The 20,868-nt window shown below is 33.8% G+C and carries 25 protein-coding genes, 1 pseudogene and 1 CRISPR repeat array; of the genes and pseudogenes, 14 read left to right on the forward strand and 12 right to left on the reverse strand.

The annotated features are described in order from the left end of the window. Nucleotides 1-532: 532 nt before the first annotated feature. From I2E21_RS03700 to I2E21_RS03720, 5 genes are all read right to left on the reverse strand, one after another. On the reverse strand, nt 533-1,165 hold the full coding sequence (locus I2E21_RS03700; protein WP_195410456.1) for a hypothetical protein: 633 nt from the start codon (nt 1,163-1,165) through the stop codon (nt 533-535). Continuing rightward, on the reverse strand, nt 1,162-1,638 hold the full coding sequence (locus tag I2E21_RS03705; protein ID WP_195410457.1) for a sigma-70 family RNA polymerase sigma factor: 477 nt from the start codon (nt 1,636-1,638) through the stop codon (nt 1,162-1,164). The genes I2E21_RS03700 and I2E21_RS03705 overlap by 4 nt, the downstream gene beginning before the upstream one ends. 214 nt (nt 1,639-1,852) lie before the next feature. Beyond that, nucleotides 1,853-2,122 carry a TnpV protein gene (locus tag I2E21_RS03710; protein ID WP_195410540.1) on the reverse strand — a complete coding sequence of 90 codons (270 nt, stop codon included), beginning with the start codon at nt 2,120-2,122 and terminating at the stop codon, nt 1,853-1,855. 42 nt (nt 2,123-2,164) lie between these two features. Next, a CRISPR array of direct repeats spans nt 2,165-3,178; the repeat unit is 29 nt; unit sequence TTTAAAATCCAATATGGATAGATTTATAG. 11 nt (nt 3,179-3,189) lie between these two features. Next, nucleotides 3,190-4,731 carry a recombinase family protein gene (locus I2E21_RS03715; protein ID WP_195410458.1) on the reverse strand — a complete coding sequence of 514 codons (1,542 nt, stop codon included), beginning with the start codon at nt 4,729-4,731 and terminating at the stop codon, nt 3,190-3,192. A gap of 177 nt (nt 4,732-4,908) precedes the next feature. After that, nucleotides 4,909-5,337, reverse strand: coding sequence for a sigma factor-like helix-turn-helix DNA-binding protein (locus I2E21_RS03720; RefSeq protein WP_195410459.1), 429 nt, complete (start codon nt 5,335-5,337; stop codon nt 4,909-4,911). 324 nt (nt 5,338-5,661) lie between these two features. Between I2E21_RS03720 and mobC the strand changes: the two genes are divergently transcribed. Both mobC and I2E21_RS03730 read left to right on the forward strand, forming a co-directional pair. Further along, nucleotides 5,662-6,018 carry a plasmid mobilization relaxosome protein MobC gene (mobC, locus tag I2E21_RS03725; RefSeq protein ID WP_195410460.1) on the forward strand — a complete coding sequence of 119 codons (357 nt, stop codon included), beginning with the start codon at nt 5,662-5,664 and terminating at the stop codon, nt 6,016-6,018. A gap of 57 nt (nt 6,019-6,075) precedes the next feature. Then, nucleotides 6,076-7,329, forward strand: coding sequence for a relaxase/mobilization nuclease domain-containing protein (locus I2E21_RS03730; RefSeq protein WP_195410461.1), 1,254 nt, complete (start codon nt 6,076-6,078; stop codon nt 7,327-7,329). On the opposite strand, the gene I2E21_RS03735 is transcribed toward I2E21_RS03730, so the two are convergent. Further along, the gene (locus I2E21_RS03735; protein WP_195410462.1) at nt 7,330-7,785 is read right to left on the reverse strand and encodes a hypothetical protein; all 456 of its coding nucleotides are present in this window, start codon (nt 7,783-7,785) and stop codon (nt 7,330-7,332) included. A 227-nt stretch (nt 7,786-8,012) separates the two neighbouring features. Here I2E21_RS03735 and I2E21_RS03740 point away from each other — a divergent pair, with 227 nt between their 5' ends. From I2E21_RS03740 to I2E21_RS03770, 7 genes are read left to right on the forward strand one after another with little or no spacing between them, the layout of a single operon-like run. Continuing rightward, entirely contained in the window at nt 8,013-8,438 is a 426-nt protein-coding gene (locus tag I2E21_RS03740) for a single-stranded DNA-binding protein (protein ID WP_195410463.1), read from the forward strand. 14 nt (nt 8,439-8,452) lie between these two features. Next, nucleotides 8,453-8,788, forward strand: a complete 336-nt coding sequence (locus I2E21_RS03745) for a hypothetical protein (RefSeq protein WP_195410464.1) — start codon at nt 8,453-8,455, stop codon at nt 8,786-8,788. Between the two features lie 2 nt (nt 8,789-8,790). After that, entirely contained in the window at nt 8,791-9,267 is a 477-nt protein-coding gene (vapD, locus tag I2E21_RS03750) for a VapD family protein (RefSeq protein WP_195410465.1), read from the forward strand. Between the two features lie 18 nt (nt 9,268-9,285). Continuing rightward, a complete protein-coding gene (locus I2E21_RS03755) occupies nt 9,286-9,612 on the forward strand; it encodes a hypothetical protein (RefSeq protein WP_195410466.1) in 327 nt (108 codons plus the stop codon). Further along, complete coding sequence (gene vapD, locus I2E21_RS03760; RefSeq protein WP_195410467.1) at nt 9,597-10,073, forward strand: VapD family protein; 477 nt, start codon at nt 9,597-9,599, stop codon at nt 10,071-10,073. The genes I2E21_RS03755 and vapD (I2E21_RS03760) overlap by 16 nt, the downstream gene beginning before the upstream one ends. 14 nt (nt 10,074-10,087) lie before the next feature. Continuing rightward, entirely contained in the window at nt 10,088-10,870 is a 783-nt protein-coding gene (locus tag I2E21_RS03765; RefSeq protein WP_207735298.1) for an AAA family ATPase, read from the forward strand. Nucleotides 10,871-10,887: 17 nt separating this feature from the next. Then, on the forward strand, nt 10,888-11,820 hold the full coding sequence (locus tag I2E21_RS03770; RefSeq protein WP_195410468.1) for a ParB/RepB/Spo0J family partition protein: 933 nt from the start codon (nt 10,888-10,890) through the stop codon (nt 11,818-11,820). A gap of 172 nt (nt 11,821-11,992) precedes the next feature. Here the strand turns inward: I2E21_RS03770 and I2E21_RS03775 are convergent. Next, a pseudogene (locus I2E21_RS03775) lies at nt 11,993-13,026 on the reverse strand (IS30 family transposase). Nucleotides 13,027-13,225: 199 nt separating this feature from the next. On the opposite strand from I2E21_RS03775, the gene I2E21_RS03780 reads away from it, so the two are divergent. The 5 genes from I2E21_RS03780 (at nt 13,226) to I2E21_RS03800 (ending at nt 15,912) form a co-directional block, all read left to right on the forward strand. After that, nucleotides 13,226-13,513, forward strand: coding sequence for a hypothetical protein (locus I2E21_RS03780; RefSeq protein ID WP_195410469.1), 288 nt, complete (start codon nt 13,226-13,228; stop codon nt 13,511-13,513). A gap of 153 nt (nt 13,514-13,666) precedes the next feature. After that, nucleotides 13,667-14,056: a hypothetical protein gene (locus I2E21_RS03785; RefSeq protein ID WP_195410470.1), complete on the forward strand. Its 390-nt coding sequence runs from the start codon at nt 13,667-13,669 to the stop codon at nt 14,054-14,056. 17 nt (nt 14,057-14,073) lie between these two features. Continuing rightward, nucleotides 14,074-14,562 carry a 3'-5' exonuclease gene (locus I2E21_RS03790; protein WP_301965964.1) on the forward strand — a complete coding sequence of 163 codons (489 nt, stop codon included), beginning with the start codon at nt 14,074-14,076 and terminating at the stop codon, nt 14,560-14,562. A 22-nt stretch (nt 14,563-14,584) separates the two neighbouring features. Continuing rightward, nucleotides 14,585-15,679 carry a GH25 family lysozyme gene (locus I2E21_RS03795; protein WP_195410471.1) on the forward strand — a complete coding sequence of 365 codons (1,095 nt, stop codon included), beginning with the start codon at nt 14,585-14,587 and terminating at the stop codon, nt 15,677-15,679. A 17-nt stretch (nt 15,680-15,696) separates the two neighbouring features. Beyond that, on the forward strand, nt 15,697-15,912 hold the full coding sequence (locus I2E21_RS03800) for a hypothetical protein (protein WP_195410472.1): 216 nt from the start codon (nt 15,697-15,699) through the stop codon (nt 15,910-15,912). Between the two features lie 6 nt (nt 15,913-15,918). Here the strand turns inward: I2E21_RS03800 and I2E21_RS03805 are convergent, their stop codons facing one another. The 5 genes from I2E21_RS03805 to I2E21_RS03825 all read right to left on the reverse strand — a co-directional run bounded on the left by I2E21_RS03805 (nt 15,919) and on the right by I2E21_RS03825 (nt 20,862). Further along, nucleotides 15,919-16,776 (reverse strand): nucleotidyl transferase AbiEii/AbiGii toxin family protein, encoded by an 858-nt coding sequence (locus tag I2E21_RS03805; RefSeq protein ID WP_195410473.1) that lies wholly within the window; start codon nt 16,774-16,776, stop codon nt 15,919-15,921. 1 nt (nt 16,777) lies between these two features. Beyond that, nucleotides 16,778-17,218, reverse strand: a complete 441-nt coding sequence (locus I2E21_RS03810) for a hypothetical protein (protein WP_195410474.1) — start codon at nt 17,216-17,218, stop codon at nt 16,778-16,780. A gap of 174 nt (nt 17,219-17,392) precedes the next feature. Next, nucleotides 17,393-17,878: a macro domain-containing protein gene (locus I2E21_RS03815; protein WP_195410475.1), complete on the reverse strand. Its 486-nt coding sequence runs from the start codon at nt 17,876-17,878 to the stop codon at nt 17,393-17,395. Beyond that, nucleotides 17,875-20,619: a helicase C-terminal domain-containing protein gene (locus I2E21_RS03820; protein WP_195410476.1), complete on the reverse strand. Its 2,745-nt coding sequence runs from the start codon at nt 20,617-20,619 to the stop codon at nt 17,875-17,877. The genes I2E21_RS03815 and I2E21_RS03820 overlap by 4 nt, the downstream gene beginning before the upstream one ends. A 66-nt stretch (nt 20,620-20,685) precedes the next feature. Beyond that, nucleotides 20,686-20,862 (reverse strand): hypothetical protein, encoded by a 177-nt coding sequence (locus tag I2E21_RS03825; protein WP_195410477.1) that lies wholly within the window; start codon nt 20,860-20,862, stop codon nt 20,686-20,688. Nucleotides 20,863-20,868 lie beyond the last annotated feature (6 nt).

Here is a 20,868-nt window from a genome sequence, read left to right on the forward strand (position 1 = left end):
AAAATACCTCCGTTCAATTATATTTCTTTAATTATAACAAAACTTTCCCCCTCTATTATTCCAATAAGAAAATATATTTTACAATAGAATATAAAATACTCGGGTTTAATTGCTGCAGATTAGGTAATGTTACTTTGATGGATTCAGTTACAACGGATACTGTTGCGTTTAAAATCCGGCTTAGATAGATTTATAGTGCTTTCATTTAAAGCTCCTTTCTTAATTATTTAAGTTTAAAATCCAATATGGATAGATTTATAGCTATTAAGACTGTTGCTCAAACAGCTATTGCAACCATATTTAAAATCCAATATGGATAGATTTATAGGTTATTATGATTAAGATCCATTTATCTACAATCCTATTTAAAATCCAATAGTCATTTTTAATTAAGCTCATAGTGATTATTTCCTTTTTGTTTTATAAAATTTTATCATAAAAATGTTGATATAGCAATAGCCGCCAAGCAGGAGATCATCCCGCTTGGCGGCTTTGACTATATTTCTAATTCTGTACGTTTATCGGAACCACCTTACTCAGAAAAGAATTCTACAGAATGATCTCTGTAAGATAAAACGATTTTATATTTGCCAACTGTACCGGTGACCGTAAACTTCATTTTGTTGTGATCATCATCGTCAACGGTGATCTCGGCGTGACCTTTGGAAAAATCTTCGGTAATATCCTCGTGTATATCTGCCGACATCCAGCTTAGAAATACTCTGTTTGATTCCTGAACGACCCTCGGATCTTTCTCGGCAATCTGAATTTCAATATCCGAATTGCTGTCTATCGCATATTGACCATCATATTCAATTCCTTCTTTTATACCGTTTCCGTAATCATTAATGAGTTCCTGAGAACCAAGCTCGCCGTTTTCATCATACTTGTCAATCAGCTTTGCCGTATAATCGCTGCCATTGACGGTTGCGGTCACGAGATGTTCTATCCAAGTCGCTCCCGTAGCGGCATAAGCGACGGCGTTGCTTATAACTAACACCATTATTATTGCGGCGGCAACAAAGGCTACTTTTCTGATTGCATAAATCTTCTTTTTTGTTTTGTTATTAGTCATATTCTGCACCTTCATTATCAGTTTATCAGATGCGTGGACTTCGTCAAAAACACTTTGATAGAACTCATGATTGCTTTTATACTGATTCATAACCACGCCTCCTTTAATTTTTCTTTCAGTATGTTTCGTGCTCTCATCAGTCGAGATTGTACGCCGCTTTCCGAAATATTAAGAATATCCGCAATTTCCTTGCATGTATAGCTTTCGTAGTAATACAAATGCAGTACCGTGCTGTACTTTTTTGGTAACTTCATTACTTCACTGAACAGTTCTTGCTTTTCTGACTCTATGTATGCAGACTCTTCGTTCAGCTCGTCGATGGATGTAACATTTCTGTGCCAAAAGGATTTCCATATGTTCTTACATTCATTGATCGCCGACCTGATAAGCCATTTTCTTATGTGTTCGTCGTCAGCAAACTGAGTATCGGTTTTCAGAAGCTTCAAAAAAGTATTTTGAACAGCGTCCTCAGCGTCATTTTTGTTTTTGCAATAACTGAGCGTTGCTCTGTATACGACATCAGTATATTTCCTTGCAATTCTGTTAAACTCGGCAGCTTCCATACATTTCCCTCCTGTCTGAGATAATTGCAACGAAAAGGATCGTTCACCTTTCGCTGCTTTTGAAAGACCTTTCACTATACTAACAACTCAAAACAGCAAAATATCCCAAAATCTTAAAAAATTTTTCACTGTAATAACAATACCATAGAAAAGCTGATTTCGCAACAGAAAACGCCGCCAAGCAGGAGATTATCGCACGTGGCGGCTGTGCTGGTTAGTTGTAAATCAACTCTACATTTACAATCTCCGTTGCACGGTTGCGGATATTGTTCATCTTCCGCACCCACAGCATTTGGTTTTCTGATTTGAGTTGTTCGGTCACGCCATCACGTTCTGCCATCTGTTTTATGAGCCGAAAAAACATATCCTCAGCCTGTTTATTTACATCGGCAAGGTGTCTGTTCAGTTCGCATTTTGTGAGCAAGGTCGTATAAAAACCTTTACGGTGCGCCTTGATATACTGCAAGTGCCGCTGTCCCCAAATACCGACTTCGACTTAATCCCACGCCCGATCCTGATCCCGAAATTTAAAATCCAATATGGATAGATTTATAGTTTGAATTGACACTTTTTGCAAACTTCTTCATCACCTTTAAAATCCAATATGGATAGATTTATAGTGGCTTATCTGCTGGATTTTTGTTTTGGTGGAGATGGTTTAAAATCCAATATGGATAGATTTATAGTTTTTAGTTAAAATTGTACACAGATTGAAAGACTGTTTAAAATCCAATATGGATAGATTTATAGGTTGTTGTTGCTTCTTGCGTTAGTGCGTTTGCTGTATGTTTAAAATCCAATATGGATAGATTTATAGATGTTGCCTAGAACAATGTTAAATAAAAGGGTGAAGTTTAAAATCCAATATGGATAGATTTATAGCCGAGCCAAAATTGCAGCTGTAATAATGATGTTTAGTTTAAAATCCAATATGGATAGATTTATAGTTGAAGACTTGCAAAGTCTGCGAAAAACAATTGTGCGTTTAAAATCCAATATGGATAGATTTATAGAGTGCATATGGTCACGGCGTAACTCTGAGAACAATGTTTAAAATCCAATATGGATAGATTTATAGTCATCAAAAGGTACTATATCCAAGCAAGGGAATGTATGTTTAAAATCCAATATGGATAGATTTATAGTGGAACAGACGGCTATACAGCTGAAATTATAAAATAAGTTTAAAATCCAATATGGATAGATTTATAGGTTTGTAAGTCAGCTTATCAGAATTGCTAAATCTGCTTTAAAATCCAATATGGATAGATTTATAGGCAAGGTTACCAAGGCGATTATAAAGCCAATCACCTTTAAAATCCAATATGGATAGATTTATAGGCCAGACTTTTGCTTTAAATGTATGGGAGAGCGCAAAATTTAAAATCCAATATGGATAGATTTATAGCCGTTTTAGTCACTGTTTTGCTGGATAAGGGTGTCTATTTAAAATCCAATATGGATAGATTTATAGTTTTACGCATAAGCCTTGTATAAGCCTTTTTCAAAAATTTAAAATCCAATATGGATAGATGAATTAAGGTACAACTTTTACTCAAGGCTTATCATACCAATCCTGTGGTAAAAGATATTAATTTGTTGATTGCGAACATTGTTAATTTTTTCTGTTTCAAATACTACGATTTTTTCAATGAAATCATCTATGACTTCAGGTGTTAATTCGGACAATGGTGTATGGTACTTATTAAGCATCTTTATGAAATTTGAAATTTCTACTTCTTGCTTATTAATAACTACACTTTGTCTTGAACCGTCAATAATGAGTTTTTGCAACTCAGCTTTTTCAATACAAAAATTTTTGTCACACATTTGAAATGTTTCAAGAGTAATATTGCCTTTGACCTTATCCTCGTACAAATTAATAAGAATTTTATCAATCTCCGAAATGTGATTATTAGCATTTTGGAGATTTTTTTCGTTCTCAATTTTTTGCTTTTGAGCTTCTAACTGCTTTTTCGTTTCAATCAATGAAACAAGGCTTTTTCTATCTGTCGTAATAAGAGCATTTATGCTTTTTAAAACATAAGTAATTAACCTTTTTTCATTAACATAGTGAGAAGAACAGTCTGATGACAATCTTGATTTAGAACATACATATGAGTTTGTACAATTTCTATTGAATTTACGCTGTATGTACATCTTACTACCACAGTCGGAACAAAACAATACATTGGCAAAAATTGATTGTTCGTCAAATCGTCTATACACTCTTTTTCGCTTTTCCCTGAGCAATTGAGCTTTTTCAAAAACCTCTCTCTCAATTATTGCAGGTTGTGTGTTTGTAAACACTTTTTTAGTACCAAGTTCAGACATTTTGAAATTTACAGTGTCACCTGCATATTCTTGATGAGATAGTATTTGTGTTATTGTCTGAACAGACCAACGATATGGATTTTTAGTTTTGTCTGATTTCTTAGCATTCGGTGTTTCAATTTTTTGTTGAAAAAGATAATTTGCAATCATTGATTGTCCGTATCCTTTGAGATACAAATTAAAAATTGTTTTAACAACATTCGCAGATGGTTCATCAATTACCCACTCACCATTTTCGTCTTTTTTATAACCATAAACAGTGCGACAAGTTAATCTTTTACCTGAATTACCTTTGCTTTTTACAACAGCTCGTTGCTTGCGTGATAAATCTTTTGCATACCATTCATTCATTATATTTTTAAATGGCACAAAATCATTCATTCCTGCTTCACTTATAGAATCTATATTATCTGTTACAGAAATAAACCTTATATCGTTTTGAGGAAAAAGTACCTCTGTGTAGTAACCTACTTTTAGATAATTTCTTCCCAATCGTGATAAATCCTTGACTACAACGCTTCCAATAAGATTATTTTCTACATCGGATATTAGCCTTTGAAAGTCAGGACGCTCAAAATTTGTACCGGTGTATCCATCGTCAACATAGAATTCTATCTGCCTTAAGCCGTGTTTGTAAGCATATTCTTGCAATAGTTCTTTTTGATGTATGATAGAGTTGCTGTCACCTTTAAGTTCATCATCAGCCGACAAGCGACAATACAACGCTGTTATTTTTAAATCTTGTCTGTTTTCGTGCATTTTATCCTCCATTATAAACAGACAACAATTGATTACAGCAATCATAACACAACAAAATATTCATTGCAAGAGTTGCGGATAATATACAGAGAAGCCAAGTCCTCTATATATGTTCCGCATTTTTTAGGTTTTTGCACCTCTTTTTTTGTAAAAAAATAAATTATCTTTGATTTTATTTTAAAATTCGTCAAAATGTTGCTCAATAAGTTGTCTTAATTTGCTTAAAGTTCTGTTGAGCTTGCGTACATAGACTTGCCTGGATATGTTGTGCTTCTTGCCGAGTTCTTGATAAGTTTTTCGCTTTACATCCTCATAAAAGAAGCACTCATCTATTATTTGCCTTTCGATTACTGATAACTCTTGCAATGCAGTCATTAGTGCTTTGTGCAGATTATTTTTGTTTATAACGCTATTAATATCTGCACTATTATCAACTTGATTTATATTTTTATCGTTTATATCATTAAGAGATAAAATACTTCTGCATTTATTGCTTCTGTAATCTTTTTCAAAAAGCAAATATTTTTCTTGCCTTGCAGTTTGTCTTTTGTATGCTTTCAGCAAAATTAATTGCTTATCATCAGCATTATTACTGTTATTCGTCATTAAAACTCTCCGTTCCAATAACGATTAACAGACAACATCGATGACATTATAATATCACAATATTTGCCATATAACAATATAAAAATTACAAAAATATATATTTTTAAAAATTTTTATCAAAATTAGGTGCAAAATGCGTTTTTTTGCGGATTATATATAGGGAGTACAGATTATTTCAAATATCCCTTTTCACTAAAATAGCAAGCACTGCTTTGTGTGGACACAAATCCTAATTTTTTCTCCGCTTTAAGCTCCGAAAAAAATGCTTGTTAAGGGCAAATCCCCTAAAACCCCTAAATACTTATTTTACGAAAGGCTTATCTTATGAAAGATAGAAATATAAAAGACAATGGCAAAAATAAAAATATAATTATCAAGTTCAGAGTATCACCACAAGAATTTGAAATTATCGAAAATAGAATGTCATTAACAAGAGAAATTTCTATAAGTTCTTATAGTCGAAAAATGGCAATGAACGGACTAATAATTAATTTAGATTTAAAAGAAATTGCACAGCTTAATAAATCATTAATTAATATCGGTGCTAATATAAATCAAATTGCCAAAAGAGTAAATGCGACAAATCGCTATTACGATGATGACATTAAATATATAAAGGAAGTATCGGAAAATATATGGCAGTCACTAAAATCGGTGCAATCAAAACTTCTCTCGCTGTAGCAATAGACTATATACTAAATCCTGAAAAAACAGACAATGGACGATTAGTGCATACATTTGGATGTACTGCAGACGGTAAAACAGCAGAGCGTTGAATTTTTAGATATCAGAGCATTAGGAACAGGAAAAGGATCTGTCCTTGCACAACATATAAAACAATCATTCAAAATCGGAGAAATCACACCGGAACAAGCATTAGAAATAGGAGTTAAAACTGCAGAACGATTGCTTGATAATAACTATCAATATATTGTATCTACACATATTGATAAAGCTCATATACATAATCATATTATCTTTAATAATATTGATTTTGTGAATTTCCGAAGTTTTGAATATCAAAAAAACCGAGGTGGCAAAGTTTGGGAAAAGTTAAGAAATATTAACGATGATTTGTGTCGAGAAAATAATTTGTCTGTAATTGAAAATCCTAAAAATAAAGGTAAGTGCTACTACGAGTGGCAACAGGATTATTTAGGCACGAGTTGGAAGTCTAAACTCAGATATATTATTGATGAAACAATAATGCAATGTACAAACTTTGACGAATTTCTGACACTAATCAAAAGCAAAAAAGTTGAGTGTGTATATACCCCAAATAATGTTGTGAAAATTAAGTTTCGCCTTGAAGGACAAGAAAGATTTTCAAGAGGTCGAACTCTCGGTTGGTTTTATGACGGACCACAAATACGAAAAAGGATTGAACAATATCAGTTTCTTAAAAAAGGCATTTCAGGAAAAACTTATAAGACAAATATTATAGACACTAATAAATTTCAAGCATCTAAAGGATTATTGCATTGGGCAGAATTGCAAAATATGAAAGAAGCGTCAAGACTTATTAATTTTTTGACTACGCACAATATCAGCAATCAGGAGGATATTGAAAACAGTTCTACTCAAAAATACAACGAAAGAATGATGCTTGTATCGCAGCTTAACAAGAAACAACGGCAGATTGATGAAATCGGAGATGTAATAAAACTCATTAACACATACGAAAAATACAAAGCTGTTCATACAGGTTTGCAAAATTCAAAAAATCCGAGCCGTTATAAAAAAGAAAACATCACCGCACTACATAAGTACGATGATGCCGTTAATAAATTATTAAATTTGTATCCTGACAAAACATTGCCGAGGATTGAAAAACTAACAAACGAAAGGAATCACTTGATTGAAGATATAAAAGAATTAAACGAGCAGTACAAACAAACAGTAAGCGAATTAAAAGAACTTGAGTTTGCCCGTCAGAGTATCGAAGATTATTTAAAGGTATCTGATAAATCACATAAAAACGAATTGGAATAATCAGTCTTTATGATTTTTTATGTAATAATCAATGCAAGTATTAATAAATTCGTTAAAACTCATTTTATGCTCTTTTGCATAGTCTTGCAATTCCTTTTTCTTGCCTTTTGGAAAATACATAAGGAACGAGTCATATGTTCTTTTTGAATAATTACGATTAGCTTCTTTTTTAAGCTGCATACTGTGCTTGTTGGCACAGTCTTCGCACATCTTCTGAGTACCGCTCCTAAGTATATATGTATTGCCACATTCCGGGCATATCTGTTCAGAGCCGAGTCTTCGAATTTTATTTTCGAGCATTTTTTGATAATGCTCTTTGCTCCTTTCAAGCTGCCTTTTATCTCTGCAATATTTGCAATAGCTTGCGTGTGTAGCAGTTGATTTGAATGTGTTTCCGCACATCTTGCAAATAAACTCTCTTTCTTTTGGAATACTTCTCTTATTTATTTTATCCATTTACATCTCACCCTTTTATATATTTGACAATGTTATTATTGTGATATATTGATTATATTTCAGTTTTTTAATGCTGTCAATAAAAAATTTAGATTTTTTGTAAAACTTATGCTTGACAATAATATTATTGTGATATATAATGAAGCCACAGTAAAACAAAAATAACTTATGCCCCAACGGAGCACAAGTTATTTGAACATAAAACACATACAGAAGGAGTTTTAATAATGATTAGAAACGAAGTAAGACTTATTGGACGATTAACAGCAGAGCCTGAATTAAAGTACACAACTAACAACAATACAGCTGTATGCAACACTGTACTTGCTGTTAATAACAGCTATAACAATGACGCTGATTATTTTCACCTTGTGTTTTGGGAGAGCAAAGCAACTAATCTTTGTAAATACAAAACAAAAGGTGACTTAATTGCCGTTACAGGCTACTTAAAAACACGCAGTTATATTGACAGTAAAAATATTGTACGCAACATTGTTGAAATTATTGTTACGGAAGTTGATTTCCTTGGTTTTACCAAAAAGGGAATTGACAAAGAAGAGCCAATGTCACAGCTTGACCCTGACCATAAGTCCCAGGAAGAATATCAGATGATACACGATGCTCTTTGCAATGAAGAAGATTTACCGTTTTAAGGAGTGATATAAAAATGAAATACAAAGTCGAAATTGTTATTGATGAAGAAAAGGTTATCAATGACGATATTTACGAGCCTAAAGAAATGTATGAATTTATCAGAAATATGTTCAGAAGGTTTGATTTACCCGAAATAAAAACGGATAAACCCTACCACCTGATTTTTACCGATAAAGGCAGAAGCAGAGATATGGGAATTTTAGCATCAAATGCTATAGATTTGTATGAAAGTGATTGGTTCAAAAAATACGCAGTTGAATTTTACTGGCATTCACGCAACAACGACAATACCATATCAAAAAGTAGTATCTTTGATGAACTTAATGATTTCAAAATCAAGGGGATTTGAATATGGGAACAGCTGATGATTTTTGTCGAAAAGCTGTAAATTTCGACTTAAACACCGAATCTCTTAAAAAGATTTTTAAATCCAATAATCCTTTTGTTTATATGATTGCTTACAGAAAAATAGGTAGATTTTTGATAAATAACGGTTTTGAGCACAGACAGTGGTCAGGTTATATATCAAAACAATCTTTAACACCAATTCAAGTTACAGCTATTGTAAAAGGTTTGAATAAAACTTTACCTTGGCTTCACCAATGCGTAACGAAATTTGATGTTACCGATATAGGTGAGCAACACGATTTAATGTATATATTTCAAAAGTCAGAAAAATCAAAGTTGCAGTTTAAATCGGTTGAAACTAAAGAAAACGAAACTAAAGGAAAAACTCCCCTTTCTCGCAAACAAATCAAGAACAATGCTAAAATAATCACTCAAAAAAATACAGTCAGCAAAGAAAAACAAACAGATAAATTAAGATAATAAAGGAGTTCGAGAAAAGTGAAGTATAAATATAAAGTCGAAATTGTTATTGACGAAGAAAAGGTTATCAATGACGATATTTACGACCCTAAAGAAATGTACGAATATATCAAAAATATGTTCAGGCGGTTTGATTTACCCGAAATCAAAACAGACAAGCCCTATCACCTGATTTTTACCGACAAAGGCAGAAGCAGAGATTACGGTGCATTATGGAGAGTAATTCTTGATTTGTATGATATGGATTGGTTTAAAAATTATGCCGTAAAATATTTTTGGCATAACAAGTCAAATGGCAGCATTGAAGATATTATGTTAGGTTTAAATAAATGCAGAAAGAAATGATTAAATCATTAAAAGCAATCAATTTTGATTTAGACTCTAAGGCTCTTCAAAAAATATATCAATCTGATAATCCTTTTATATATCTAAAAGCATACAAACAAATTAACAAATTCTTTACTGATAACGGCTTCGTCCATAGACAATGGTCGGGATATATTTCAAAAGGAAAACTATTTGATTACGAAATCATAAACCTTATTGATGATATGAATACAACATTCCCTTGGCTACGGAAATGTGTAAAGAAATTTGATGTTACCGATATAGGCGAAGAACACGATTTGATATACATATTTCAAAAGCCTGAAAAATCAAAGTTGCAGTCTAAATCAGTTGAAACTAAAGAAAAAGGAACTAAGAAAAAAGCTCCTATTTCTCGCAAACAGATTAAGAGCAACGCTAAAATAATTGCTCAAAAGAATACAGTCATCGAAGAAAAACAAACAGAAAAATCACGATAACGGAGGTATGCATAATGTGTAAAATTATATCAGTAGCAAACCAAAAAGGCGGAGTTGGCAAAACTACAACAGCATTTAATATATCAGCAGCACTTGCTCTCAAGAACAGCAGAGTCCTTGCAATAGATTTTGAGCCGCAGGCAGACTTATCAAAATATGCCGATTTCGACAATACGGATGGTAACCCTACAATGAGTGACCTTCTCATCGGCAAGGTAGGTATGAGTAAGACAGTCAAAATTAAAGACTGCATCAGACATAGCGAGATTAATAATCTTGATTACATACCTTGCGATATTAACCTTGCAAATGCAGACTTATTCCTTGCAGGAGTCCTTTCAAGAGAAACCATACTCAAGCGTATCCTGAATGATGACATAATTAAGCAGTATGATTATGTAATCATTGACTGCAATCCGTCATTAGGTGTTTTGCTGATGAACGCTCTGACTGCAAGTTCCGGAGTAATTATTCCTGTACAGGTACAAGACTTCGCCTTTGGCGGTCTTAAAACGCTTACAGGTGTTATTGCACAGATACAGGAAACAATCAATCCTGATTTAAAAATCCTCGGCGTACTGCCGACAATGGTTGACCGTACCAACGCAAGCAAGCGTGTTGTTGAACAACTTGAAAGCATCTATAACGAAGCTCTTTTTAGCACTCACATACATCGTGCTACACAGGCAGTTGAAAGCACTAAACAACACAAAGCTTTATGCTTGATTAAAGGAAGTAAACTCGGTGAGGAATACATAGCCTGTACCGATGAGCTGACCGAAAGAATCGGTGCGTAAATTACAGAGGTGTTAAAATGACAGGTTTTAACTTTGAAACAATGCTCTCACAAAATAATCAGATAAAGCAAGTACCGCTTGATATGCTTGTACCGTTTCACAATCATCAGTTTTCACTCTATGACGGTGAACGCAGGGATGATATGGTTGAGTCAATAAGTAAGAACGGTGTTACATCTCCAATCGTTTGCCGTCCTAATCCTGACGGTTCAGACACATATGAAATTCTCATTGGTCATAACCGTTGGAATTGCTCAAAGATAGTCGGTCTTGAAACAATACCGGCTATCATCAAAGAAAAACTCACAGAGGATGAAGCTCAAACTTATGTTGATGAGAGCAACCTTATCCAACGAGGTTTTAATGACCTTAAAATATCAGAGCAGGCAAGAATTATTGCAAGACGATATTCCGAAATGTTCTCTCAGGAAAAGCGTAATGACATTATCAATGAAATAAGAGCGTTAAACGGTGAGTCTGAAAGCAACGGTAACAGCCGAGAAAAGGTTGCAGAAGAATATGGATTAGGAAGAAACACAATAGCAAGACTTGTGAGAATAAGTAAGTTGTGTGATGGAATACTTGCTTGGCTCGATAAAGGTCAGCTTGCAGTTAGAGCCGGTGTTGAGTTGTCATATTTGACCGCAGAGGAGCAGTCAACACTACTTGAGATTAATACAGCTGATAATAATGATATGCTGATGAAAATATCAGAAGCACAAGCAAGAGATTTACGAGTTTTATCGGTTGATTGCAAAAAAGAAAACCTTGAGCTTACAGGAAACCAAATGCTCAAGGTGCTTGACATTAAAAAGAAAAAGCCTGATAAAAAAATTGCTATCAGTCCAAACACTTATAAAAAGTATTTTACAGACAAAAACAATGATGAAATTCAACAAATAGTTGAACAATCTCTTGAAATGTTTTACAGCGATAGAAAGGATGTGTAACTATTATGACAGTTGATAATTTTTTAGAGTTTTTCAATTTTAGCAACTCAATTCAGAGTTATGAAAAAATAAATTTGCAAATTGCAATAGCAAGTTGAAATAATAAAAAATATCATATCCGCTGAAGCAGAAATTTGTGAGTTATCGCAATAAGAAATGTTATCACAAACATTTAAGTAGCATATATTCTGTCCAATTGATTATCAAACAGTTCTTCCGGTGTGTGATAGTTAAGAATTTTTCTTGGCAGTCCATTGATTGTATCAGAAAAGAATAGTATATCTTCTGCACTATAGTCATCTATGCCTTTTCCTTTAGGAATGAACCGTCTTAACATTTTGTTGTGACATTCATTAGTTCCTTTTTCACAAGATGTGTAAAATACACGGATATTCCGTTATTTTCTATGTTTGATAGATTGGCAAACTCAGAACCGTTGTCGCCTGTGATACTTTTAAACACTTCGGATTTCTTAGTTCCAAAGCGATTAATCAGACTTTGTAGGGCTTCATCAATAGCCATTGATGAATGATCTTTTATTTTTATCCACAAAGACATTCGTGTTTTTCTTTCGACTATTGTCATTATGGCCGGCTCTGTATCTTTCTTTTTACCAAGCACACTGTCTATTTCCCAGTGACCGAATTCTTCCCTTAAATTCACTGTTTCGGGGCGTTCTTCAATACTTTTGCCCAGTATTTTTCTGTTTTTTCGAGTGCCTGAGGATTTGGTGTTTCGCTTAAGCTTTTCAGGCAAATCTATGTTTTTGATTGGCAGTATCCCTAAATCCACATAGTTGTAAAGTGTTTTGGTACATACCATTTCATCAGTTGAAAACAGATTGTTTTTTGGGGCATATCCGACACTGGCATCTAATGACCAACCCTTTTTGTTAAACATTTCAACTACATAATTGAGAAATTCAACACATTCAAGACAACGGTAGTTTCTTTTACTGTTTGCTCGCTTATCTTTGTATTTCTGTTCAGCAATATCAGGTTTATACCTTTTGACTTTTCCGTTATACAAATACACCGTTCCATTCTGTACTTCTTTATTGATTGTATTATATGGGCGATGAAGTTCTTTTGCTATTTTGTAAACTGACCAGTGGTCTACATTAAGCCTGATTGATATATAGTAGCGTTCTTCTCTTGTTAAGTGTTGACCTTTCTTGTGGTTTGGTGTAAAATTAAGCATATCCATAGTGACGGTTTCCTTTCGAATTTTTGTTGTGGTAACTTAATTCTACTACGAAATCGTTTCTACGGATATTCTTTTTTATTCTTTCATCTTCATTTTACAATCTGCGATACCAAAATACGCCCTTGAGGAAGTAATTGACGAACCCGGCAAAAAAGAGTATAATTATTACAGTTACAACTTTAAAACAGACAACTACAATATGAGAAGATTATATTGGAACGAGGGCATTTTTACTCATTATCTTTATCATCAAAAGCGTGATGAATTACAAAAAATGCTCAATGACGGCTCATTGTATAAGACAATTATGCAACAGGTTATTGATACTGACAAAAAGATCGATGATACAGTAAAAAAACTTGAGAACAGCAACAACGATATTCAGCTTGCCAAACGCAATAATGATACTGAGAAGTATAAGAAGCTGCTCAACAATCTAAGATTGATTGTAAGAGAAGATGTGTATAAAAATATGGTTTTTGTATAAAAAGGAGTTTTAATATGATGAAACCAATGAGAAATAAAATAATCAATAATTCAGTATGTATTGCCAAGGCTGTTGATATAGCACTCTATGATTACAAAGAGATATTGACTCACAGTTAGCTTATAAAGGTGATTGATAGAAAGGAGCGTATATATGAGCATTTGGGACGATTATAAAACAAGCGTAAGGACAAGGATAAATGTTAAGCAAGATAGACTTTTGCTGACCGAAAGACAGTGGAAGCTCAAGCATTATATCAAAATTGATGATAAGTGCGGTAGGTATCTTTGGGTAAATGCTTATTGTCCTAATCAAGAACTGTATCTTTGGGATGAGGAAGTACGCAAAATGACTGATGAAGAACTTACAGCCTATCGAACAAAAGAGAAAGGAAAGCGTGTTGCTCGTCAAAAAGCCTTTTTACAGCAACAAAAGGTAAAGAAGGAAGAAGAGTTACTGCAACTGCGTCGAGAAATCACACAGGACATTGTTAAAGCATTATTAAAAACACTTTTACAGCTCAAAATTTTGATTCAGGCATAGAATATGACGAAATAGTCATAGATACAGAAACAACAGGACTTAATGCCGATACCGATGAGCTGTTACAGGTGTCAATTATAGACAGTCAGGGCAATACGCTCTTCAACAGCTATATTAAGCCGCTTTTTACCGAAAATTGGGATGGAGCTATGGCGGTAAATCATATAACCCCCGAAATGGTAGCAAACGCACCCAACATCATTGAAGTCAAGCAAGAAATTAACAAGATAATTAATTCAGCGAATGTGATTGTTGGATACAACATACTTTTCGATTTAGAATTTCTTGCTGCTTTTGGTATCGAAAACAGCAAGGCAACTGTCATAGATGTTATGCAAGATTTCGCAGACATATACGGCGAATGGAGTGATAAGTATGGCTGCAATAAATGGCAGAAACTAACTAAGTGTGCAGAGTATTACGGTTATGACTGGGGAACAGACATTGCTCACGATAGTTTAGCTGACTGCAGAGCTACTTTGTATTGCTACAATAAAATAAACTAGAGAAAAGAAAGAGGAACGGAAAATGAATAATCTATTTAAGAAATCGCTGATTACAGCAACAGCAATATTGTCGGTCATCTGTTACAGCACATCTGTATTTGCTGCCGGCTTTGATGTCAACAACGACAACACTGTGAATGTAAACGATGTTACATTCTTGCAGAATGAAATATCTAATTTCAACGATAATACAGACTATGATTTAAACAATGACGGCAGAATTGATGTAAATGATATTTCAACTTTACAAATAGAAATTTCAAACAACGATATTAAAACCATTGAGGCAAACACAAAACTATCTGTGACAACAAATGAGTATAAGAAAAATGTCGGTGATACAGTTACATTTTCAATAACAACCAATAACGATATAAGCGACATTACATACTCATCATCAGACAGCTCTGTCGCAAAAATAGTTTCAACAGACAGTAATACCGTCAAGGTTAAAGTCAATAAAGTAGGTTCTGCTACTGTAACTGCAAAGCAATGTTCTAAGTCCGTATCGGTTAAGTTTAATGTTGAAAAAGCGAAATGTATTGACCTATCTGAATGGAATGGCAATATTGATTTTAACAAGGTAAAAAAATCGGGTGTTACTTGTGTAATTCTTAGGGCTGGGTATGGAAAAGACCCGAATCAAGAGGATAATGAATTTCAGAAATATTATAAGCAAGCAAAAGCCGCAGGACTGAATGTAGGTGCGTATTGGTATAGTTACGCTACATCTGTCGATGCGGCAAAAGCAGAAGTAAGAAATTGTATGAAAACCATTCAAGGTAAAGAGTTTGACTTGCCGGTTTTTCTTGATGTAGAAGAATACAGACAAGCTGTTTTGCCACGCAGAACACTAACTGATATAATTTCAACATTTTGTGACGGCATAAAAAGCTATGGTTATGATGTTGGTATGTATAGTGCAAAAAGTATGTTAGTCGATAGTGCATATCCGGACGAACTTTCATCTAAATATCTGATTTGGATAGCAGCTCCGAATACTTCCTACTCTGACATTCCGTCATATGTTGACATTCATCAGTATTCGTGGAATGGCAAGGTTAATGGTATTCCCGAAAAAGTTGATATGAATTACATATATAATTTAAACTGTTAATTGTAAGGTGATAATAAATGTTTAAAGAGTATGATAGCAAAGATATTATTTTTATCGTTGCAGACTCAAAGAACGATTCTGTTTCAAAATATTCTTTATTGACAAAAGAATATTTTGATAAAAATAAAATTACAAAACCGAATGACCTTACTCTTGGTAATAGCGGTAAGGGAACTGAATTTGTTGTTAGTGAAAACGGAGTAGTTCATACTAAAAGGCATATAACACCGTAAAAGGAGCTATATGCCTTTATTTTTGTCCTTATTATGTTGCGATTGATTTTCTTGTGTACGGGATATAATTTTTGCGTTTTGATTTATCTGCTTTCTTGATAGAGGAGATTTTGTTTTACATACATCATTCCACGACAATGATTTGCAATCCCACATTTTATTTGGAATTACTTCCTGTGCAAATGGGACTATAAATTCATACAAGTAATTGTAAACAGTATTAAAATCAGGTTTTCCTTCAATACCCTTTAATTTGTTGTATGCGTGTTCAATTTCAGCTTTTTTATTATGGAAAGCATCAAATGATTTTATTTCCCTTCCTGCTCTTTTGCAAATATCAGAAATGTCCTTAGAATACACTTTCACACATTTAGATAATAGGAAAACATCTAATACATCTTTGGCTCTGTTTTTATATATAGCTTCTCCCGACAAGACACAAATCTTATCAGCCAAAATTTCATTTGGAAGTACTCCTCTGATTTTAGTTTGTTCATAATAATAGGTTTTGCTGTCAATCAACGGCTTAATGTCTATATCCATAGTAATAAATTTTCTGCCTGTGTTTTTATCAATAACACTTATACCGGCAGATTGTTTTTCTCCGTATTGCCGTGACGCAACAGCTTTATAGCATCTTTGTAAATCGCCAAAACTGTTATTTAAAGAATCAACTAAATAGTCCATAGACGGGGGTTGACCAATCCAATTCGCATCAATATCTTTCGTGGTTCGTTGAACTGAGCTAAGGCCACTCTCGTTTAAAATCAGTTTAGTTATCAGACCGCCCTTGAACACAATAGGAATATCAGAGGTGGTTATTTGTCCGAGAATTTCGTACATCAGTTTTTCCTGTTCAGTCATATTACTCCTCACAATAATATTCTATCGCCATCTGCTTCACTTGATTAAAAACATCTCTGTTTTCAGGTTTAATTTTAAGATTATCAAAGGATTCATCATTTGCAAAATAATAATTACTCAATGCTTCAAGAAAAGCAAGCTCATCTATGTTATCATAATTAGCAAGCATATCATTTATAGTCTGATTAACAGTAGTACACAAAACACCGTTAAAATTGAGATATTCTATGTGGTCAAACGAATTGACAATGTGATATTCTATGTTATCAAATTGCCCCTTATTTTTTGCATATACCTGTATCTTAGATTCATTAACATAACCATTAAATAGTTCGAGATACTCAAGTGCCGAAACTCCGCACAGGATTAAATCCGTTCCTTGAACCACATCCTGCAACCAGTCAACATTAGAAAGATACCTTGTACTTGTAATTGACATCATAAATATCACCACGCTTACTTTTATAAACAAATAATCTTTTATATTATTATATGCTAAAAACGCTAAAAATGCAAGTATAATACAAAGTAAAACTGCCGTTTAAATTGATTTTAACGGCAGTTCTAAAAAAGAATATAATTTCAGGTTTTTATAAAAATCGTTTTACAGCTTATTTTAAGAGAAATCAACAATATAAAAAGTCACTTTATCACTTATAAGATTATCAGCTAATAATTCTTGAACAACTTTTGTATCAAGTCTGCCTGTTCCACACCCAAGCAAGGGGACAGCTACTGATTCTATATTAAGCTGTTCAGCTGTTGCTATAATTTTGGGAATTAGCTTTATTATATTTGAAATTTTTGCTTTACTTCCGGGAGTACGCATAGTAACTGCGTGTATTACTTTTCTACATACCAAGTTAGGAGCATCGGTCACAAAAACATCTCCCGGTGCATAGCTGAAAAAAGGTTGCGTTTTACATTTTGCTCTTGCAAGCTGTTCAACAGCACCTTGAGATGCAAATTGAATGCTCTCTGCAACTCCTCTATGTAGTTCTGTAACACATCTTTTACCTCCCATATATCCAAAGCCGTTGGCTGCATTTACAATTGCATCTACATCAAACTTTGTTATATTGCCTTTTGCATAAGCTATCATAATTCAGGTGCACTCCTTTTTACTTCAAGACTGTTTTGGTCAGAAATAACACTACTTTTTCCCTTGTGCAAAATTGAGTTTTTGCTAAAATAGCGTGTTTTGCATTCCTTTTCTGTCAATGTATTTTGTCGCTGGGCAAGCTCAATATTCAAGGCAGTTGTTAAATCGGCTAATCTTTGAGTTTTCTCAGTAAGTTCTTGCTCAAATTCAAAAGGTTTTGTAAGCATTTCTTTTGCTGAATTGTAATCATAATCAATTCGATTCAATTCTTTTTTAGCATTAGACAGAAATTCATTGAATTTTGTAAACAGATTTTCAAGTTTAGAAAGATTGTGAATATTAAGACTACCAAAATTAACCTTGTATTTTCCGTTGCCTAATCTCGCAGTAATATCATCAACAATCAAGCCTTTATTGATTATTTCAACCTCATATCCTGAAATATCACCTACTTTAATGGTTTCATTTCGGTGCTGCCTTGATAATGCTACAAAAGCTCCAAGAGCTTTAGCTGCGGATTTTCTATCTTCTTCCGAGTTGGTATAAGCTGCATCTCCAAAATTATATGTATAAACAATCGAGCCTTCATCATCTTTAGGCAATGCATTTAACTTATCAATATCTTTTTGGATATTACCAATCGTGCAGAGCAAATCTTTTCTTTGCTCAGGATAAGCGTTTACTTTGTCCTCAAGCTCATAACGGGTATTATCATATTCAGACTTATACGCTGTAAGTTCTTTTACTCTGTTTTCAAGGGTAAGCTTCTCTCTAATACGCTCATCACCGGTACAAAGAGCTTTAATTTCTGAATAAGATAATGAAGCCTGGTCAACATCACTACATTTTCTTGCAGGAGCTTTTGATGTCATAATTTGGCTAATAAACTTTTGTTTCTTCTCAAGTAATTGATATGAATAAGCATCAAAAGTGCCTTTCGTGACATAGCGATAGAGATGCACTTTTTCGTTAATATTACCTTGCCTTACCATTCTTCCTCGTCTTTGTTCGAGGTCAGAAGGTCGCCAGGGTACATCCAAATCGTGTAGGGCAATAATTCTATCCTGCACATTTGTTCCTGTGCCCATTTTGCCAGTAGAACCTAAGAGTATGCGAACCTCGCCACTTCGTACTTTGGCAAAAAGCTCAGATTTTTGCTTTTCATTCTTAGCATCGTGAATAAACGCTATCTCTTGTGACGATACACCCTTAGCAATAAGTTTATCTTTAATATCGTCATACACGCAGAATTTGCCTGATTCTTCGAGAGAGTCAATTTCTGTAACACTCTTTGTATCCTCGTCTTTGCTGTCTGCATCAACATTTACACCTTTGCCCGGAACACCTAAATCACAGAATATAATTTGCGTAAGTTTTTTATCAGTGGTTTTCTCATAAATGTCAAAAACATTATTAACACACACATTTAACTTTGTACCGGGATTATCTTCAAATTCTGCATCGATAAGTCGAGGGTCAAGTCCGAGCTTTCTGCCGTCACCGGTAATTTTGAGCATATTATCCTGTGACGGATCTACGGAGCCGTTATTGACCTCATCGGCTCTGTCTGATAGTTCATTAACAAGCTCTTCCTGCAATTCGGTCGGTTCAACATCTACTATGTGCATTTCACATTTAGGTACATTAAGATTTAATGTATCCGATTCTTGATTATAGCTGTAAGCAATATCGGTATATGTTTCAATCGCTTGTGCCATATCGTAATCTGAACAATAATAAGTGCCGAGCAGAAAGCTGCTGTTAGCCGTACAACTGCCGAACATCATAACGACTAAGCCAAAAACCAGTATTATAATCAGCAAAGGAAATGCTAAAGCTCCAAACAGCTTAGCAATAATATTCACCATTCCTTTACTAAGTTGCTTTACTTTATCTTTTGCTGTACTTTTCGGCTTAGGCTTATGACTTCTTTTCCTCATACGAGTCTGATTTAGCTTATTCTGCTTTTGCTGAAGTTTGTTTCTCCTTTTGTTTAATTTTTCGGGTCTTTTTTCAGCTTTTGAAATTTTTTGATTTTTATATGATTTTATTATAGTTTTTATTTGTCTATCAACTGTAACAGCGTTTGATATAGCCTGAACGAAATCATTGTCCTGAGCATTTTGGGCAATTTTGTTTGAAACACTGTATGCACCACGGACAGCAGCACTTTTAAGTCCTTGCAAAACGATGTTTTTAGGCTTATATAAGCGTTTTAACTTAATTTTGCTTTTATATAAGTCTTTTTGAACTTCTACTTTATCTTTCTCTATTATGAATTTACGATTAGCTTTTATGTTTTTATGCAAAATTCGTGCAATAACCCTTATTTTTTTTGCGGAAATAAATTTTGAAGAGTTTTTAAATTCATTAGAAATATTGTTCAATTTTTGCTTTTGCAGTTTTTTTGCGGACTTAAACTCTTTCTTTTTAATTTGCAGTCTGTGTTTAGCAGATTTGAATTGAGCTTTTGAAGTGGCAACAGCTTGCTTATATGCTTTATATCTTTTGCGTTGCAGTTTATGTTGAATTAAAGTTTTTCTTACTCTGTTTGCAGTTGATATAGTTGTAACGGCACTTAAAATCGCTTTACCGCTATCAATCGTATCAGCGTTATTCCTTATCTTTTGAGTAAGTCTATTGCCTGCTAACCTTGCCGAAGTAAGCGTTATCGTTTCGGCTGATAAAGCAGCTTTCCAGGCAGCACTTGTAGCAATTTTGCGTGACTTACTTACTGCCAAGAGAGTATATTTTACACTTTTGCCTTGAGTTGTATGCGGTTGTATATTTTCAATTTTTTGTGAGATTTAAAATTTCGGAACATCACCTTCAAATCTGCGATTAACATTATACAATTTATGCAAAACACCGTTTTGAACAAATGCAGGAGCATCAGCTTTCTTTAATTTAATTTGTCTGTGAAAGCCTGTACTTGTTTTAACTCTTGTAAATTCAATATGATATTCCTTACCCGTTAAACTCATTGCATT

The organism is Ruminococcus sp. BSD2780120874_150323_B10 (assembly GCF_015553695.1).
Lineage (GTDB): Bacteria > Bacillota > Clostridia > Oscillospirales > Acutalibacteraceae > Ruminococcoides > Ruminococcoides intestinale_A.